This is a genomic window from Rheinheimera baltica, assembly GCF_030731985.1.
Lineage (GTDB): Bacteria > Pseudomonadota > Gammaproteobacteria > Enterobacterales > Alteromonadaceae > Alishewanella > Alishewanella baltica.
This window is the reverse complement of sequence record NZ_JAPJDY010000007.1, coordinates 267897-285506: the sequence shown is the minus strand read 5'-3', so window position 1 is coordinate 285506 and position 17610 is coordinate 267897. Positions and strand designations below refer to the sequence as shown.

The 17610-nt window shown below is 46.3% G+C and carries 18 protein-coding genes; 12 read left to right on the top strand and 6 right to left on the bottom strand.

Annotation, left to right across the window (positions count from 1 at the left end; translation table 11 throughout):
• The first annotated feature begins 1 nt into the window (after position 1).
• Entirely contained in the window at positions 2–1378 is a 1377-nt protein-coding gene (trkA, locus tag ORJ00_RS13565) for a Trk system potassium transporter TrkA (protein WP_027671922.1), read from the top strand.
• On the opposite strand, the gene ORJ00_RS13560 is transcribed toward trkA, so the two are convergent.
• Genes ORJ00_RS13560 through ORJ00_RS13550 form a run of 3 tightly spaced genes read right to left on the bottom strand, consistent with a single transcriptional unit; the run spans position 1375 to position 6133 of the window.
• The gene (locus tag ORJ00_RS13560; RefSeq protein ID WP_027671923.1) at positions 1375–2826 is read right to left on the bottom strand and encodes a TrkH family potassium uptake protein; all 1452 of its coding nucleotides are present in this window, start codon (positions 2824–2826) and stop codon (positions 1375–1377) included. The two genes, trkA and ORJ00_RS13560, sit on opposite strands and share 4 nt — an antisense overlap.
• A gap of 22 nt (positions 2827–2848) precedes the next feature.
• Positions 2849–4174 carry a Xaa-Pro dipeptidase gene (gene pepQ / locus ORJ00_RS13555; RefSeq protein ID WP_306140110.1) on the bottom strand — a complete coding sequence of 442 codons (1326 nt, stop codon included), beginning with the start codon at positions 4172–4174 and terminating at the stop codon, positions 2849–2851.
• A gap of 45 nt (positions 4175–4219) precedes the next feature.
• Entirely contained in the window at positions 4220–6133 is a 1914-nt protein-coding gene (locus ORJ00_RS13550; RefSeq protein ID WP_306140109.1) for a transglycosylase SLT domain-containing protein, read from the bottom strand.
• Between the two features lie 190 nt (positions 6134–6323).
• Here ORJ00_RS13550 and fadB point away from each other — a divergent pair, with 190 nt between their 5' ends.
• The 3 genes from fadB to tusA all read left to right on the top strand — a co-directional run bounded on the left by fadB (position 6324) and on the right by tusA (position 10341).
• Positions 6324–8477 (top strand): fatty acid oxidation complex subunit alpha FadB, encoded by a 2154-nt coding sequence (gene fadB, locus ORJ00_RS13545; RefSeq protein ID WP_027671926.1) that lies wholly within the window; start codon positions 6324–6326, stop codon positions 8475–8477.
• A gap of 13 nt (positions 8478–8490) precedes the next feature.
• Positions 8491–9657, top strand: coding sequence for an acetyl-CoA C-acyltransferase FadA (gene fadA, locus ORJ00_RS13540; RefSeq protein WP_440480649.1), 1167 nt, complete (start codon positions 8491–8493; stop codon positions 9655–9657).
• 435 nt (positions 9658–10092) lie between these two features.
• Entirely contained in the window at positions 10093–10341 is a 249-nt protein-coding gene (gene tusA, locus ORJ00_RS13535; protein WP_305974966.1) for a sulfurtransferase TusA, read from the top strand.
• A gap of 9 nt (positions 10342–10350) precedes the next feature.
• On the opposite strand, the gene ORJ00_RS13530 is transcribed toward tusA, so the two are convergent.
• Positions 10351–10650 carry an excalibur calcium-binding domain-containing protein gene (locus ORJ00_RS13530; RefSeq protein WP_306127030.1) on the bottom strand — a complete coding sequence of 100 codons (300 nt, stop codon included), beginning with the start codon at positions 10648–10650 and terminating at the stop codon, positions 10351–10353.
• 192 nt (positions 10651–10842) lie between these two features.
• Between ORJ00_RS13530 and ORJ00_RS13525 the strand changes: the two genes are divergently transcribed.
• From ORJ00_RS13525 to ORJ00_RS13505, 5 genes are all read left to right on the top strand, one after another.
• The gene (locus ORJ00_RS13525) at positions 10843–11106 is read left to right on the top strand and encodes a type II TA system antitoxin, ParD family (RefSeq protein ID WP_027671930.1); all 264 of its coding nucleotides are present in this window, start codon (positions 10843–10845) and stop codon (positions 11104–11106) included.
• A gap of 280 nt (positions 11107–11386) precedes the next feature.
• Entirely contained in the window at positions 11387–11533 is a 147-nt protein-coding gene (locus ORJ00_RS13520) for a hypothetical protein (RefSeq protein WP_306140108.1), read from the top strand.
• Positions 11530–12114 (top strand): hypothetical protein, encoded by a 585-nt coding sequence (locus ORJ00_RS13515; protein ID WP_306140107.1) that lies wholly within the window; start codon positions 11530–11532, stop codon positions 12112–12114. The genes ORJ00_RS13520 and ORJ00_RS13515 overlap by 4 nt, the downstream gene beginning before the upstream one ends.
• Positions 12114–13121, top strand: coding sequence for a sensor histidine kinase (locus tag ORJ00_RS13510; RefSeq protein WP_306140106.1), 1008 nt, complete (start codon positions 12114–12116; stop codon positions 13119–13121). Before ORJ00_RS13515 ends, ORJ00_RS13510 begins: the two co-directional genes overlap by 1 nt.
• 26 nt (positions 13122–13147) lie before the next feature.
• Entirely contained in the window at positions 13148–13888 is a 741-nt protein-coding gene (locus tag ORJ00_RS13505) for a LytR/AlgR family response regulator transcription factor (RefSeq protein WP_306140105.1), read from the top strand.
• Between the two features lie 56 nt (positions 13889–13944).
• Here the strand turns inward: ORJ00_RS13505 and ORJ00_RS13500 are convergent, their stop codons facing one another.
• Both ORJ00_RS13500 and ORJ00_RS13495 read right to left on the bottom strand, forming a co-directional pair.
• Positions 13945–14340, bottom strand: coding sequence for a hypothetical protein (locus ORJ00_RS13500; RefSeq protein ID WP_051219930.1), 396 nt, complete (start codon positions 14338–14340; stop codon positions 13945–13947).
• A gap of 118 nt (positions 14341–14458) precedes the next feature.
• Positions 14459–14650 carry a hypothetical protein gene (locus tag ORJ00_RS13495; RefSeq protein ID WP_306140104.1) on the bottom strand — a complete coding sequence of 64 codons (192 nt, stop codon included), beginning with the start codon at positions 14648–14650 and terminating at the stop codon, positions 14459–14461.
• A 301-nt stretch (positions 14651–14951) separates the two neighbouring features.
• Between ORJ00_RS13495 and ORJ00_RS13490 the strand changes: the two genes are divergently transcribed.
• The 3 genes from ORJ00_RS13490 (at position 14952) to ORJ00_RS13480 (ending at position 17535) form a co-directional block, all read left to right on the top strand.
• Entirely contained in the window at positions 14952–15446 is a 495-nt protein-coding gene (locus tag ORJ00_RS13490; RefSeq protein ID WP_306140103.1) for a GAF domain-containing protein, read from the top strand.
• A 91-nt stretch (positions 15447–15537) separates the two neighbouring features.
• Positions 15538–16332 carry a response regulator gene (locus tag ORJ00_RS13485; RefSeq protein ID WP_305974979.1) on the top strand — a complete coding sequence of 265 codons (795 nt, stop codon included), beginning with the start codon at positions 15538–15540 and terminating at the stop codon, positions 16330–16332.
• A gap of 156 nt (positions 16333–16488) precedes the next feature.
• Positions 16489–17535: a GGDEF domain-containing protein gene (locus ORJ00_RS13480; protein WP_306140116.1), complete on the top strand. Its 1047-nt coding sequence runs from the start codon at positions 16489–16491 to the stop codon at positions 17533–17535.
• The last annotated feature ends 75 nt before the right edge of the window (positions 17536–17610 follow it).

Here is a 17610-nt window from a genome sequence, read left to right as displayed (position 1 = left end):
CATGAAAATTATTATTTTAGGTGCAGGTCAGGTGGGGGCAACCCTGGCAGAAAACCTGGTTGGTGAGCAGAACGACATCACCGTTGTCGATATTAATATCGACAAATTAAGGGCTCTGCAAGACCGCTTTGATTTGCAAGTTGTGCACGGTCATAGCGCACATCCTGATATTTTAAAAAGTGCTGGCGCAGAAGATGCTGACATGATTGTTGCGGTAACCAACAGCGACGAAGTCAACATTGTTGCCTGTCAGGTAGCCTACAGTATATTTAATACTCCGCTAAAAATTGCTCGTATTCGCACCAACCAATACCTGAAATATCGTGAGCAGCTGTTCCATAAAGACGATATGCCCGTTGACCATTTCATTGCACCAGAAGCTTTGGTGACGAACTATATTCGGCGCTTAATAGACTACCCAGGTGCGCTTCAGGTTGTAGAGTTTGCCGGTGGGAAAGTCAGTCTGGTTGCCGTTAAAGCTTATTATGGCGGCTTACTGGTCGGGCATGCTTTGTCTGCATTAAAAGAGCATATGCCAAATATTGAAACCCGGGTTGCCGCGATATATCGACGTGGCCACGCCATTAAACCGCTAGGCACGACCATTATTGAAGCCGACGATGAGGTGTTTTTCGTCGCAGCGACTAAACATATCCGTTCCGTAATGAGTGAACTGCAAAAATTGGAACGCAGCTATCGCCGCATTATGATTGCAGGTGGTGGTAATGTGGGTTTTGGCTTGGCTAGAGCGTTGGAGAAAACACATAGCGTTAAGTTAATTGAACGAGGCAAGGAACGCGCTGAATTTCTATCCAGTGCTTTAGACAATACCGTGGTTTATGTGGGCGATGCTTCAGATCCAGAACTTTTGGAAGAAGAGAATATCGAACAAGTTGATGTATTTATTGCCGTCACAAACGACGACGAAGCCAACATTATGTCCGCTATGTTGGCTAAACGCATGGGCGCGCAAAAGACGATGGTACTGATCAAGCGTGGTGCCTATGTAGACTTACTGCAAGGCGGCGAAGTCGATATTGCGGTATCACCGCAACAGGCCACGATATCGGCACTGCTAACCCACATTCGTCGTGGTGATATTGTTAATGTGTATTCGTTACGGCGTGGCGCGGCAGAAGCCATAGAGGCTATTGCACATGGCGACAGCAGTACCAGTAAAGTAGTAGGCAAAGCCATCGGCAGTATTAAGTTGCCACCAGGCACCACGATTGGCGCAATTGTTCGTGGCGAAAACGTCCTTATTGCACACGACAGTACGGTGATTGAAACAGACGATCATATCATTCTATTTATGGTTGATAAAAAACACATCGTTGAAGTGGAAAAGCTATTCCAGGTTAGCGCAATTTTTATCTAATCTTTCCAAAATGCTGGTGTAAACAACACCAGCAAGGTAAACACCTCTAAGCGGCCAAACACCATAGCAACAATTAACAGCCACTTGCTGGCGTCAGGTATAGAGCCGAAATTTGCGGCGACTTCCCCCAGCCCTGGGCCCAGGTTATTCAAGCAAGCTGCGGTTGCGGTAAAAGCGGTAATATTGTCTAAGCCGGTAAGCAATAACAACAGCATGATGACGACAAAAACCAATGCATAGGCGGCAAAAAAGCCCCACACCGCCTCAACGATACGATCAGCTACGGGTCGGCGACCTAATTTTATAGAATACACCGCTCTGGGATGAATTAACCGGTTAAGCTCACGAATACCTTGTAAGAAAAGTAATAACACTCGTACTACTTTTAAACCACCCCCTGTTGAGCCAGCACACCCACCAATAAAACTGGAGAATATAAGTAATATCGGTAAAAAAAGCGGCCAGGCTGCAAAGCCATCTGTGGCAAATCCTGCCGTTGTAGAAATAGATACAGCCTGAAAACTGGCATGGTTTAATGCTTCTGCGGTACTGCTATACACATTGGTATGCAGTAATACTGCAAAACAAATAAATATCAATGCTGCCTGTATCGCCAAAAATGCCTTAAATTCGGGGTCTCGAAAATATGTAGACACACTTTTGCCTCTGACCGCGGCAAAATGCAGAGGGAAGTTAATCGCACTAAGCAGCAAAAACAACACACAAATGCCGTTAATTAACGGGCTTTGAAAATGGCCAATACTGGCATCGTAAGTGGAAAAACCACCAATGGCTACAGTAGAGAACGCATGACAAATAGCATCAAACCAGCTCATACCCGCCAGAAAAAATGCCAGTGTACAGGCCAATGTTAACGCTAAATAGATGTACCATAAATGCTTTGCGGTATCGGCGATACGCGGCGTCATTTTGTTATCTTTCACCGGGCCTGGCGTTTCCGCCCGGTACAGCTGCATACCACCAACACCTAACATCGGCAGTATAGCCACCGCCAATACGATAATCCCCATGCCACCAAGCCATTGAAGCTGCTGGCGATAATACAATATCGCTTTAGGTAAAAACTCGATACCCGTCAACACCGTTGCGCCAGTGGTGGTTAAGCCAGAGAAGGCCTCAAACATGGCACTGGCCAAGCTAAGATGAGGATTACTGGCTAACATAAAAGGAATAGCCCCTACCGCACCCAGCACTATCCAGAACAGCACGACAATTAAAAACCCATCGCGTACTTTTAATTCAGCTTTGTATTGCCTGTTGGGGTACCAAATTAGAAAACCAATAACCACGCAAGAGACAAATGACAAAATAAAAGGGACGCCAGCGCCATCTTTATACCAGTATGCGACAAATGCCGGCGGCACCATGCTAATACTGAATATAACAATCAGCAGGCCCAAAATCCGGATAATAGAGCGGTATTGCATACCTTATTGGCGTCCTTACTACTTAAGCCAAGTGTAGATCACGAGTCATATTTTCATTATGTCCCTGATGCACAATAATGTTGTCTTCAATACGTATACCACCGTACTGCCTAAATGCATCAACTTTGCTCCAGTTAATGTATTTATCAAACTCGGTGGCAGCTAAGTCTGCCAGCAAGCTGTCAATGAAATACAGACCAGGTTCAATGGTGAACACCATATTGGCTTCTATTGTTCGGGTACAGCGTAAGTATGGATGTTGCTCTGGTGGCGTAACATGAGTTCCGCGCTCATCCGCCATAAAACCGCCGACATCATGCACCTGTAAGCCTAAATGATGCCCTAAACCGTGCGGGAAAAATGTACGGGTGATCTGACTTTCCACTATTGCCTCAGCAGACAACTTTACAAAATCAAATTGCTGCAAAATTTCGGCAATATGCTGATGACACTGGATATGAAGATCACCGTACTTTAATCCGGGTTTTAATTCACTCACCAGCTGTTGCTCTACACGGTTTACCGCACTGATCAGGCTGCCAAATTCATCCTGCGGTTGAAAACTATAAGTGCGGGTAATGTCTGCCGCATATCCATGAAACTCTGCGCCAGCATCAATTAAAAATGAATGATGTTGCTTTGGCGTTTTACGCTCTAGCGCTGTGTAATGCAAAATAGCGCAGTTCTGATTCAAGGCAATAATATTGCCGTAGGGTACTTCGTTTTCTGTTTGCCTAACCGCATTTAAATACGCTTGCTGAATATCAAACTCGCAGCCGCCGGCATAAAATGCAGCCTTTGCCGCTTGGTGCCCCGTTACAGCCATCTGGTTTGCAATACGCAGACATTCCTGCTCGTAAGGGGTTTTATACGCGCGGTAAAAATGAATAGAATTTAGCACAGGTTCTGGGTTTATTTCGTTAAAGCCCAGTGCACGAGCCACTTCCAAATATTCACCCAGGTAAGCCATACGTGCCTTGTCATAAGGCAGCAAGGTCTCAACCTTATTCGCTTTGTCTAACAACTGAATATCAAAATGCTCTGCCCAAAAATCATGAGGCTCGTCTGGCACTTTATGCCAGAAGTCTTTCGGGCGGTAAAAAATGAGTTTGGGTTTGTTCACGCCGTCAACAATAAGCCAGCAGTGCGGATTATCCACCACCGGCAACCAGGCTTTAAACAGCGGATTAGCTTTAAACGGATAATCCATATCATCTAAAAACTTACGCTGTGTCTGACCGGAGTGAATAACCAACGCATCCAAATTTTCCCGCTCCAAAAGACGGCGGGTACGTAATTGTAATTCGGCAACATGCGCCTGATACAGGCTTTGATAAGAAGCTGTCATAAGTGTCTGACCTGTTGGCTGAAAAATATGCGGGGCATCATAACATTATTCCACTATGACCCCAATCTGCATCGTTGTAAGGGGTTTGAATACGTCTATCGGCGAATTTAGCCGAATATTATAAATTTGGTAATAAGCCATAACGGCCTTGACGTATTCCCGTGTCTCCCGGTATGGAATAGTCTCTATCCATACATCTGCAGGCAAGGCGAAGTCTCTTGGCACCCATTGTTTCACTCGACTAAAGCCTGCGTTGTAGGCCGCAGTGGCCATGAGTAAATTGCCATCGTTACGCTTCATCAGGTAGTTTAAATAGTCGGTGCCATAGTCAATATTAATACCAGGCTCATACAGCTGCGTCAGTTGAATCGGCTTTTTCGCTACTTGCCTTGCTGTTGCGGGCATTAACTGCATTAGCCCTCTCGCCCCCACTGGCGAGTTGGCATCGGCCATAAAAGAACTCTCACGCCTTGCAATCGCCATCGCCCAACCGGAATCAATTTCCGCCCGCGCCGACGATTTTGCAATTTCATCCTGGTAGGCTAATGGGAAACGTAATTCAATATCATCCCAATACCCCACATCCGCCAGCGAGAAGATAGCCCGCTCATACCATTGCAGTTGATAAGCTAGTTTCGCCGACACCAGCTTTTGCTGCTCAGTGGAGCTGTCTTGTAGATGATTCCACTCACGACGCGCCTCAAGTAAACGTCCCAGCGCTAGCCATTCCTGCGCCCGTTGCACAGCAGGGTGTAATTTAAGATCGGTAAGCTCTTGTTCACTCACATTAACCGGACTATGCGCCAAACTTGGCGGCAACCCTAATCGGGCTGCGGCCATAAAGCCATAGAAATGCCGCTGTAATGCCAGTCGCTGAAAAACAGGCTGTGCGCTTTCGCTATTACCTTGCTCTTCGTAAGCGCGCGCCAACCAATATTGCCAACTATTGTCTTTCGCTAAGTCAGCAGGAAAACGTAGAATAATCGCTTGAACTTTTGGCCAATCTAACTCAGCCAGGGCATGGCTCACCTGCCAATGAGCCAAAGCGCTATCAATTAACTCTGCCGGCAAATCATTAAACCATTCACCGGCTCTGGTATCGCCCTTACTAGCCAAAGCAATAGCAAATTGGCGCTGCACATCTAACCGTTGCGCACTGGAAAAGTAAGGGTCATTACTAAATCGTTGCCACACCTTCAGCGCCTTATCCGGGTCTCGCCAGATTAAGCGCTTCATACCATAGGCTGCAATATCGCGCTCTTGCAGCTTTTTCAATGGGAAGAATGTCGAGCCAGCAATAGATGCCGGACTGCGGCGCGTCTTTAAATACAAATCTGCTAAATATTGCTGGTCGGTGGGCAATAATTTTTTTAAATACGGAATAAGGCTGGTATCGCCCTCTTCAGCAGTTAATGCCAAACGTTGCCATACCCGCTCGGGTGTTTGCTGCCCCGCACTGCGCCATGCGCTAAATAGCGGGTCACATTCTTTTGGTTGAGATTTGCCACTAACCCACAATGTCGCTACTTCTGGCCATATTTGGCTAGGCACAGCATCTTTTTTTTCCAGTGCAAACCTCAGTGCGTAGCAGTGCAAAGCCGCGTCTGATGTAGGCTTAAAATTGGCTAAATAGCGCTCAGATTGTTGACGTTTGGCCAAGTCATACAGCCACGCTCTGCGCAATGGCCAGTCCATTGGCGTACCTTGATATCGCTTGAGAAAATCTGCAATCTGCTCATCAGCCGTTAAAAAATGTTGTAGCCTTTTTTGTTCTAAGTACGGCTGCAATACATAGCCATCGAATTTTTTTAACAGCTTTTGCGCCTGCGCATACTTTAAACTGCCAATTTGACTTTCTGCATGTAAAAACTCATTACGTAACGCTGCCTCAGAAGACACTGACGCCACCGACAAGGGCGCCAAAAGCAGGTTCGTCAGCATAAAAACAATACGTTTCACGACGATAACCCCGACAAAAATTCTAAACTAAAAGAAATAACACCTATAGTTACTGCTGATCACCTCGGTTAGATTCAAACGCCCGTTTAAATAACGGTTGAATTTTTTTCTAATCCGCGACACACTGACAAAGAAACCTCATCGTACCAGTTGCGAACAACCCTAACATACGCGACCAAGGAGCACCGTTATGATTTACCAGAGTGACAACATCAGTGTTGCCTACCTGAAACCTGGTATTGCCCGTTTTGCTTTTAATGCTAAGGGCTCAGTTAATAAGTTTGATCAGCAAACACTGTCTGATTGTAAGACAGCTTTAGAGCAACTGCACGCTGACAAAGCCTTGCAAGGCGTTATTTTTTGTAGTGAAAAAGACGCTTTTATTGTTGGCGCTGACATTACCGAATTTTTAACCACGTTTTTACGCCCTGAAGGCGAACTGATCCCTTGGATTAAACAGGCATCAGATATTTTTGATTTGGCGGAAGACTTGCCAGTACCAACTATCGTTGCTGTCAAAGGCTTCGCATTGGGTGGCGGGTGTGAGTGGTCACTAACTGGTGATTATCGCGTTGCCGATACTACTACCCGTATTGGCTTGCCAGAAGTAAAACTAGGCTTAATGCCAGGCTTTGGTGGCACCGTGCGCTTACCGCGTATTATCGGCGCAGACAATGCAATGGAGTGGATCACTACCGGTAAAGACCACAGTGCTGACCAAGCACAGAAAGTAGGTTTAATTGATGCTGTAGTCGCGCCTGAGAAGTTAGAAGCCGCGGCACTTAGCATGCTTGAAGATGCAATTGCCGGAAAGCTTGACTGGCGTAAAAAACGTGCCGTTAAACTACAGCCACTTAAATTAAACAAAACCGAAGCCATCATGAGTTTCTCTACCGCTAAAGGTATGGTATTCGCGAACGCAGGTAAACATTACCCAGCCCCTATGGTTGCCGTAACCACCATTGAAGCCGCTGCTGGTTTAGACCGTGCTGGCGCCATGGCACTGGAAAATGCGGGTTTTGCTAAACTGGCGAAAACCGATGCTGCCACTGCCCAAATTGGCCTGTTCTTAAATGACCAGCTGATAAAAGGCAAAGCAAAAAAAGCCGCCAAAACGGCCACTAAAGCAGTGAAAAAAGCGGCGGTATTAGGCGCAGGTATTATGGGTGGCGGTATCGCCTATCAGTCGGCGTTAAAAGGCGTTCCAGTGGTGATGAAAGACATAGCCGACAAAGCTCTTGAATTGGGTATGGGCGAAGCCACTAAACTGTTGGGCAAGCAGGTTGAGCGTAAAAAACTTGACGCTATCGGTATGGCAAAAGTCATTGCCTCTATTACACCAACCCTCAGCAACGAACCGGTAAAATCGGCAGACATCGTGGTTGAAGCCGTTGTTGAAAACCCGAAAATTAAAGGCGCAGTGTTAAAAGAAGTAGAAGGCTTAATTGCAGAGGACGCTATTTTAACCTCTAATACCTCTACCATTTCTATTGATTCACTGGCAGCGAACTTAAGCCGTCCACAAAACTTCTGCGGTATGCACTTTTTCAACCCAGTACATCGCATGCCATTAGTAGAGGTTATTCGTGGTAAAGATACCAGTGAAGAAACCGTTGCAGCTGTAGTTGCCTACGCCGCAAAAATGGGCAAATCGCCTATCGTGGTGAATGACTGTCCTGGTTTCTTTGTTAACCGCGTACTGTTCCCCTACTTTGCCGGTTTTAGCAAACTGGTATTAGACGGTGCCGATTTCGCCCAAGTTGATAAAGTGATGGAAAAACAGTTCGGCTGGCCTATGGGCCCGGCGTATCTGCTTGACGTTGTTGGTTTAGATACCGCTTATCACTGTACCGACGTAATGGCCGATGGCTTTCCAACACGGATGGCAAAACTGGATAACGACCCGGTAGCAGCCATGTTTAAAGCTGACCGCTACGGCCAGAAAAACGGCCTTGGTTTTTATGCTTACAGTAAAGATGCCAAAGGTAAGCCGAAAAAAGATATCGACCCTGCGTCAGTTAGCCTGTTAGCAGGCATAGCCAGCGACAAGCAAGAGTTTAGTGCCGATGACATTATTGCCCGCGTTATGGTACCCATGATTAACGAAACCATTCGTTGCTTAGAAGAAGGTATTGTTGCCAGCGCTGCTGAAGCCGATATGGGCTTAATTTACGGTTTAGGTTTCCCTCCGTTTAGAGGCGGCCCACTGCGCTATGCTGACACTATCGGTTTAACCAACTTTGTCGCTCTGGCCGATAAATACGCCCATTTAGGCGAAATTTATCAGGTAACAGATAAAACCCGCGCTATGGCCGAAGCTGGCCAGCGTTTCTTCCCGGTTTAAGCGCAGGAGCAGAATGATGAAAAACGCAGTTATTGTAGATTGTATCCGCACCCCAATGGGGCGCTCTAAAAATGGCATGTATCGCAATGTGCGTGCCGAGCAGCTATCAGCTCATGTTATGGCATCTTTAGTCGCACGGAACCCGGCACTTAACCCTGCCGATATCGACGACATTATTTGGGGCTGTGTGCAACAAACGCTAGAACAAGGCTTTAACATTGCGCGTAATGCCTCGTTGTTAGCCGGTATTCCGCACTCAGTGCCAGCTGTTACCGTAAACCGGCTTTGTGGTTCATCCATGCAAGCCTTGCATGACGCCGTACGTGCTATTCAAACCGGCATGGGCGAGGTGTATTTAATCGGTGGTGTAGAGCACATGGGCCACGTGCCAATGAACCACGGCGTTGATTTCCACCCGGGCTTATCTACGTCGATTGCCAAAGCAGCCGGCATGATGGGACTAACCGCAGAGTTACTCGGCAAAATGCACGGCATCAGCCGCCAGCAGCAAGATGAATTTGGCGCCCGCTCACATCGTTTGGCCCAAGAAGCCAGTGTTGAAGGTCGTTTTAAAAACGAAATCATCCCTACTGAAGGCCACGACGCTGATGGCGTACTGAAGCTGATGGATTACGACGAAGTTATTCGCCCGGAAACCACAGTTGAAACCTTAGGCGCTTTACGTCCGGTATTCGACCCGGCTAACGGCACAGTTACAGCGGGTACCTCTTCAGCGTTATCTGACGGTGCCTCTGGCATGCTGGTAATGAGCGAAGACAAAGCCAAAGCACTGGGTTTGCCAATTCGTGCTTACGTGCGCGGTATGGGTGTTGCGGGTTGCGACCCGTCTATTATGGGTTATGGCCCGGTACCGGCGTCGAAAAAGGCGCTGAAAATGGCCGGTATTACTATTGCCGACATCGACTACGCCGAGCTTAACGAAGCGTTCGCGGCACAAGCATTGCCGGTTATGAAAGACTTAGGCTTACTGGAAGTTAAAGAGCAGAAAGTAAACCTGAACGGCGGCGCCATAGCGCTGGGCCACCCGCTGGGCTGCTCCGGTTCACGTATCAGCACCACGCTGATTAACGTAATGGAAGATAAGGGCGGTAAGTTTGGCCTGGCAACCATGTGTATCGGTTTAGGCCAGGGTATTGCGACTGTTTTCGAGCGCCCCTAGTTTGAGAGGCCATAAGCTAGCAGCAACAAACACAATCGCATAGAATAAGGGCCGTTTTTACGGCCCTTATTTATTGGCTGAAACGATGCAGCAAACTGCAGCCCTGAAGCTTGCAACCCCGATCCCGCAACCACAGAGTGTCTGAGGATTTGCGCCAGCAAAGCCGAGTTGCTGTGGTGAGGACAGCGGGTGTTACAAGCTTCGCTAAGCTGCTGATGATAACCCTGCACCGGCTAAAACACTGCCATGCTCGCCACAGCGGGTTTACGGGCATCCAGCCCTGCAACTGTGCGACGCGGCTACGCCGGGCGCTGCTGCTCCGGCAGCCTCGCCTGTCGCATTCGCTGCGCTCGTTATCTGTGTCTGTGCTGTCAGTGTTTTAACCTAAATGCCTGCTTCGTGGCAGCTGTAACGTACAATTTTACCGGAGTACAAATGGAAGATATTTTCAGCAACGCAGATCAAACCCTCGATGCCTTAGGCCTGCGTTGCCCCGAGCCGGTAATGATGGTAAGACTGCAACTGCGTAAAATGCAGGTCGGTGAAACCTTGCTGATTATCGCCGACGACCCGGCCACCACCCGCGATATCCCGGCATTCTGCCGCTTTATGGATCACGAGTTAGTGGACAGTGATACCGCTGAATTGCCGTATAGGTATGTGGTTAAAAAGGTTAGCGGTTAGCGCGGTATCTTAGAAGCGATTAAACTGCCTTTCACACGGTACACCGTCCCCATCACCATCCATTTTCGTGTCCGGGCAATTTCTTAGAAAGAATACAGCTTCCTCATAAGAGTTCATTTCACTACAGTGTTGCCGGCCATCACAGCGGAACTGTGATGCATTGGCCACAGCACGGGCTTTATTAATTGGCACGGTGTAATCGGGTAATACTTGCGGCACACTTTCAAGGATAGGCTTTGCCGTGTTTTGTTTTTGGTAGTAATTCCAGGCACCGAAGGCAACCAGCGCGATAAGTAACAGCTTTTTCAATACACTCTTCCCTGTTATGTAATCCTTTACCACTCTGAGGTGGCTGCAAGGTTCTAACTTAGTAGATAAAATAGGTAACGATAATAGTTTTATTCACGCTTAGGTTGCCTATCATACACAAATGTACATTTGCACATTAGTGCATCACGTTTATACTTGTTGCTGTCTAAGCAATAAGCACCGGAGCGCACAGTGAGCCGACTATCCATTGAAGTGACACCTGAGCAGCATCAGCTTTTAAAAGCGATGGCGGCATTGCAGGGCAAAAGCATTAAAGATTTTATTCTGGACAAGGTGCTACCACAGCAAGCGGAAGAGCAACCGCAAAACTACTCTGTGAAGCAGTTGGAAACTCTACTGCAACAGCGGCTAACCAGCGCCTATAACGGCAACTATTCTGAGCAAAGTGTTACCGATATATTTGATCAGGCTATAACTGAGCATGATAAGCGCTAGAAAGCGTTATCGTTTAACTACTGAGGCCGTTCAAGACCTGCGGTATATCGCCTGTATTACAATTAAGCCCTTAAATGTAACTAGCTATGTTGGAAATAGCGCAATTACACCTGTTGTTACAATTGTTTGTTTGGCCTTAATTGAAAATATTGTAGGCCCAGAGGCTTATTTTAATTTATCCCCCCTTTACTGGCCGTTTTCTGCTGTTTAACCGTTTACGCTGTTGGCGGCAACAGCGTTGCGCCACACTCGCTGCATCAACCCATACCAAGGAAATATCATGCAGCAAGCCAGGAATTTTTTTACGCAAACCCATTTAAACCTGATTCTGATCGTTGCCATAGCTGCACTTACAGTAAAAACTCAACTGCTACCCAGCGACAGCAGCACCGTGCGCGAACTTAATGTGCAACGTATAAATGTGTGATGGAGCCCAGCGGACATCCGCGTATGGTCATCGCCAATACCGCGCACGCTCCTAAAGCTATTAAAGAAGGCAAAGTGTTTTTTGATCCCGGCCCACGCCCGGGCATGATTTTTTACAATGACGAGGGCTCAGAAAATGGCGGCTTTGTATTCCGTGGTTTTGCGAAAAACGGCAAAGTTGAACATGGCCTGCATTTGTCCTTTGACCGCTACAATCAGGATCAAAGCCTGGCGCTACAACATATCGAGCAGGATGGCATGCTGATCACCGGCCTAAATGTGATAGACCGGCCACAGTACCCAATTGATCAATATATGCAGTTGATGCTTGCTGTCGAAGCCGGTGACAGTGCCGCAGCGACCAAAATTAAAGAACTTGAGCAGCTGCATCCAGATATTCATGGCAACCGGCGGGCTTTTTATGGCACATTAAACAAAAAAGCGATGCTGCAACTAAATGATCCACAAGGTAATAAGCGAATTGAAATGGCTGTGGGTACCGATGGTAAACCGCAACTGGTGTTTTACGCCGAAGATGGCAGTGAATTAATGCGCTTACCTGAAGCGGTGCAGGTGAAATAATGAATCAGCTCAAAACCTTTTTGCTGTTACTGCTGTTTTCTTATTGCTTGATGCTATACCTGGCACTGTTACAAACCGCGCCAGGGCAAACCCTGCAATTTCACGCCGATGCGCCGCTGTGGCTTACGTTGCAGGCCGCTATTGCGCTGTGGTTAAGTCGTAAACTGGATGCCTGGCTTTGGGCGAAACGCCAGCCTGATACACTGCTACAGCGTTATAGCCAAAGTTTTAGTTTGAGTTTACTTATTTTTGTTAGCCTGATGACCGGGGTACAGCTTTTAATCGATGCAGCGACCGGCCAACCCTTGCTGGTTCAGCACTATCTGCGGGTTGGCCTGATGTACCTGCTCGTTCACAGCTTAATAGCCGGAGCAGACTTACTGTGGCAGGCTTTAAAACGTCAACAACAGCAACAGGTGGCACTGCTGCAGGCACAACAACATAGCCAGCATTACAAGCTGCAACTGTTGCAGCAACAACTAGACCCTCACTTTTTATTCAACAACTTGAATGTGTTATCTGTGCTTATTCATAAAAGCCCAGAGTCGGCCGAGCAGTTTCTCGAGTATTTTGCCGAAATTTACCGCTATCAGTTGCAGCAAGGCAGCAAAACCTTGGTACCGTTAACTGACGAGCTGGCGTTTGCAAAACATTATATGGCATTGCTGGAGCAGCGCTTCCCGGCCAGTTTCCAGCTGCGCATCAATATTGACCCACAGCAACAAGCCAGCTTTTATCTGGTGCCCTGCTGTCTGCAGCTATTATTGGAAAATGCAGTAAAGCATAACGTTGCCTCAAGCGAGCAGCCATTAACCATTGAGATAGCACTTCAGCAACAACAATTGATGGTGCGCCACTTACTGCGGCCTAAAGCGTTTGCTCAGCCCGGAACCGGTATTGGTTTACGTAATTTAGCCGAGCGCTGCCAGGCAGTGCATGGCAAAGCTATTGAAGTCGTGCAAAATGACAGCTTTACCGTGCTGGTGCCGCTGCAACACAGCATCTAACACCTAAGTACAGGCAAGGACTATCGATGAAAGTACTGATTATCGAAGATGAACCCTTAGCGGCAGAAAAGTTGGCAGCTTACCTGTTGCGGCATCAGCCCGACGTGCACATAATTGCTCAGCTGAGCTCTGTCGCCCAGGTTGTCGACTTTTTCAGCAACAACACACAAGCGGCCTCATTAGAACTGATCTTTTCTGATGTAGAGCTGACAGACGGCCAGGTTTTTACCGCACTAGAACAATTGGATTTACCTTGCCCGGTACTTTTTACCACCGCCTACGATCAGTACTGGATGCAGGTGTTTCATTATCAGGCGGTAGATTATCTGCTTAAGCCATTCTCCTACCCACGCTTTGCCGAAGCCATGTTAAATTTTGCCCAGCTCAAACATAAGCTGCAACAAGCCAGCCCGGTGGCTGAGACCTGCTATAAAAAGCGATTTTTATTACGTAAAGGCCAAAGCTTATCGCTATTGCCGGTAGCCGATATTGGCCTTATTCGCGCAGCCAATGGCGTGCTGTTGGCGACAGATAAACACAACACCGTTCATATCCTGACAGAAAGTCACTTAGGCGAGATAGAAGGTCAGCTCGATCCCAGCGAATTCTTCCGGCTCAACCGCAGTGATATCGTGCATATCAGCACGATTTTGCAGGTTGAGCCTTACAACAAAGAGTCTGTCGCTGTGATACTCAGCGGTGAAAAGGCGCCCATTATTACCAGCAAAACCCGCACTGCCGCATTTCGAAAGTGGTTAAATCAGTAACTCATTCAGTTCACATCTAATCATGATTAGGTCGGGGTATTGAGACAGTTTGAAGATCAAACACTGTTATGCGAACAGCTTAGCTTAAACCAGCGTTTGAAGTTGGGTTTGCGCCGCACGCCAGCCGGTTCATTGAACAGTGGTAGACAAAACTCTGCTGCAGCCAATAGCGTTAGCTGCCAGTTAAAACCGCCAATAAAACTAAATTGCACTTCACGTGCAGAGGGTTCAACAGTTAGGTGGAAGTTACCCGTAGAATACGCCGTACCAATATTGACACTGTCCAACAGCTTAAATTGAGGGTTCAGTAGGTAAATAGTCAGCGTATCTTCAAAGGGAATATCATCGGTGACAAATAGCAAATAACCATGCTCGCAGTGAAATGCCGCTTCAAGCACTGCACCTTCTATCAACTTAGCGGTAGTGGTACCGCCAAGCCAAATTTCAGCCACCGTAGCTGCTCCTGGTGACTCTGTTATTAGCGGTTGTAAGGAAATAGCAGCAGCTAACAATGTTGCATACCGTAATCAAAATCAGGTTTTAGCTTAAAGGCCATGATTTATCCCTCGCTTAATCGAATTGAGCCAGATCTTCGTCTGTTAATTTATATGCATCCGGGCCAACTGTTATACCGGGTTCAGCTTGCGGAACATAGCCGAAGAAAACATGTTCAAATAAGCTATTTATCAAGGAATTAGAGTGGCGGATTGACCACTGTTGATATTCCGACATACCAGAATCGAGCGCTGCGTTATTAGCCATACAACTAACCTCATTTGTTACCACAAAAAACACATTTTTCGACGTACAAACTTAAGTTGCTTTAGTATTTATTTACTTCACAGTTAGAAGTTTAAACCAAAAAAGCAAAAAAGCAAAAACATTTAATTTACATTATAGGGCGTTAAATTTACCAATTACCCCCTCAATATTTTTAGTGTGATACCAAAGCACATCAAACTCATTTTATGCCCATGCAATCATGATCAAGTCCACTTGCATTCCTTTGACAAAAGCGGCATTTTAGTGAAAACCAGAACATTAAATCAGAGAGTAAAACTTTATGCATAACCGTTTTACTGAGCAGCTGGCACAGTTACACTCTACGTTAGATAAGCCTGACCTAAGTAAACCAGATATTATTCAAGCTGCACTGCAATGCTGTTTGGATACGCTGCAAATCCAGCGTGCTGGATTATGGTTATTTGCAGACGATGATTTAATGAGCTGTCAAATGTTGCTTGATAAAACCAAAGGTATTACGCAAGAACCGCTGATGATCGACCGCTGGAGCTTTCCAGGCTACTTTGCAGCGTTAGATTCTAAAAAAGTTATACTTGCGGTCGATGCGTTTAATGATCCGGTGACGGCAGAACTGTGTGAACACTTTTTACGGCCGCTCAATATCCGATCGTTAATGGATGTGCCCATCAAACAGCAAGATAAGGTGATTGGTATTATTTGCTGTGAACAAACTAATGTTGTTAAACACTGGACCTTAGAAGAAGTTGATTTTGTTATTGCGCTTTGCAGTCGCTACAGTGAGTACCTTAGCTAAGCGTTAAAGGCCTTAACTGTACCTAATCACCCTATGCCACAAAATTAATATTTGTGGCAATATTCGCCTTTTATCCTTTTGCGGAGCCGTTATGCAGCTATCCCCTGCCGATTTACATATATTGCTGGTAGAACCATCTGAAGTGCAGCGCAAAATTATTCGCAAAAAACTGGCTGAAGAAAATGTCAGTCAAATAGCTGAAGCAGATAGCCTTGCAGCTGCCGCTATACTTATCGCCCAGCATAAACCCGATGCTATTGCCTGTGCGTTACATTTTGCAGATGGCACGGCAGAGCAGTTGCTAAAGCAACTTAAAAACGACAGTAACACTGCCGACATTCCCTTTATGCTGGTATCGAGCGAAAGTCGAAAGTCGCAACTCGAAACTTTTAAGCAATCCGGCGCTATTGCTATTCTACCCAAACCCTTTGACGCTATGCAGTTAGGTAAAGCTCTAAATACCGCAATAGACCTACTTAGTCCGGCCGAACTTGAATTAACCCTGTTTGATGTCCATGACGTGCGTGTGCTGGTTGTTGACGACAGCAAGCTCGCAAGAAACCATATTCGTAGGGTTTTAACCAATCTGGGTATGCAACATATTGTTGAAGCGGAAGATGGTAAACAAGCCATAGCTCGACTGGAGCAGCAAATGTTTGACTTGGTTGTTACCGACTACAACATGCCAGAAGTGAATGGCCGGGAGCTCACTGAATTTATACGTGAACACAGCACTTTATCGCATATCCCTGTGCTTATGGTAACCAGCGAGGCCAATGATACGCATTTAGCCAATATTGCACAAAGTGGCGTCAACGCAATGTGTGATAAGCCATTTGAACCTGATGCAGTAAAACAGTTGCTGTACCGATTACTAGAGCAATAGTAATGAAATCAACAGATTGATCAAATTATATTCAACTTGCTTACTCAGCTTAAGGCACACCCTACCGTTGTTGTTGTTTTAGAGGTAGGTGAATTGGTTTTTTTTTGTGCTAATATCGCCTAAAACAATAACAACTGGGTGTCGCGCTTGAAATCAATGCCTTATAAAGCAGCCAAGAAACAGGCTCAGCATATTGATGATCGCCGAAGGCATTATATCCTTGCATTTGTAAGCTATATCACCAGCGCAGTAATGTTTATTTACGGCATTAAGAATTTGGGCGCGGAACAAGTATTGCTGCCTATTATTCTGTTTACTACTGCCGCTTTATTTCTGCTGAATGTTTTTGTATTCCATGTCAGTCATAATCTGGAACGAGCCTGTATTATCGAAGCAATGCTTGTCGGTAGTTTTGTGCTTAGCTTGGTTTATCAGGGTGGCTTTAATAATACGGCCTTATACTGGGTATTTCCGTTTCCTGCTATTTTATTTGGCCTACTAGGTGTTCGTAACGCATTACTTTGCAATGCCTTATTGCTCATAACTCTTTGTATTATGCTGTTTTTTCCAGATCTTATTCAGGCGCACTATAAAGAGGCTGAATCTAGCCGGTTTATTGCATCATTAGTTATTGTCATTATTGTTTGCTGGATTAACGATCACTATCGTGAGCGCAGTCATAGAGCCATGGATTTACTGCAACAAAGCAAGGAGTTGCAAGCTAACACAGACTCACTTACGCAAATGGCTAACCGCCGCTTTATCGACTCTGCATTACTGCTTAATATCCAACAGCAGCCAGCAGAGTTTTTACCGCTTGCATTTATCATGTGTGACATTGACCATTTTAAAAAACTGAATGATCGGTTTGGACATGATGGCGGAGATGATGTGCTCAAAGCCGTCGCTCAATTATTCCGTCGTAATTTACGCCAACAAGATTTCGCCTGTCGGGTCGGCGGCGAAGAGTTTTTGCTTATACTACCGCATATTACTCATCAAGACGCACTAAGTGTTGCGGAGAAAATACGCACCCAACTTTATCAGCAGCCGATGGTACAACAAGATAAAAGCTATAAGGTCAGCGCCAGTTTTGGTGTCGCTATTTGTGACAATGCTGAACAGTTTCATGCCGGAGTGAAATTAGCCGACACCATGCTATACAAAGCCAAAAACAACGGGCGTAATCAAGTCTGCGGTTAGCATGCAACGGCTCGCAACAGAATATTTAACTAGCGTTTGTGTTGCTTGAAGGCTCATTAATGTTACTTCCATAAA

Coding starts and splice junctions, on each gene's coding strand:
- trkA (WP_027671922.1), top strand. CDS start 2: ATGAAAATTATTATTTTAGGTGCAGGTCAGGTGGGGGCAACCCTGGCA.
- ORJ00_RS13560 (WP_027671923.1), bottom strand. CDS start 2,826: ATGCAATACCGCTCTATTATCCGGATTTTGGGCCTGCTGATTGTTATA.
- pepQ (WP_306140110.1), bottom strand. CDS start 4,174: ATGACAGCTTCTTATCAAAGCCTGTATCAGGCGCATGTTGCCGAATTA.
- fadB (WP_027671926.1), top strand. CDS start 6,324: ATGATTTACCAGAGTGACAACATCAGTGTTGCCTACCTGAAACCTGGT.
- fadA (WP_440480649.1), top strand. CDS start 8,491: ATGATGAAAAACGCAGTTATTGTAGATTGTATCCGCACCCCAATGGGG.
- tusA (WP_305974966.1), top strand. CDS start 10,093: ATGGAAGATATTTTCAGCAACGCAGATCAAACCCTCGATGCCTTAGGC.
- ORJ00_RS13520 (WP_306140108.1), top strand. CDS start 11,387: ATGCAGCAAGCCAGGAATTTTTTTACGCAAACCCATTTAAACCTGATT.
- ORJ00_RS13510 (WP_306140106.1), top strand. CDS start 12,114: ATGAATCAGCTCAAAACCTTTTTGCTGTTACTGCTGTTTTCTTATTGC.
- ORJ00_RS13505 (WP_306140105.1), top strand. CDS start 13,148: ATGAAAGTACTGATTATCGAAGATGAACCCTTAGCGGCAGAAAAGTTG.
- ORJ00_RS13495 (WP_306140104.1), bottom strand. CDS start 14,650: ATGGCTAATAACGCAGCGCTCGATTCTGGTATGTCGGAATATCAACAG.
- ORJ00_RS13490 (WP_306140103.1), top strand. CDS start 14,952: ATGCATAACCGTTTTACTGAGCAGCTGGCACAGTTACACTCTACGTTA.
- ORJ00_RS13485 (WP_305974979.1), top strand. CDS start 15,538: ATGCAGCTATCCCCTGCCGATTTACATATATTGCTGGTAGAACCATCT.
- ORJ00_RS13480 (WP_306140116.1), top strand. CDS start 16,489: ATGCCTTATAAAGCAGCCAAGAAACAGGCTCAGCATATTGATGATCGC.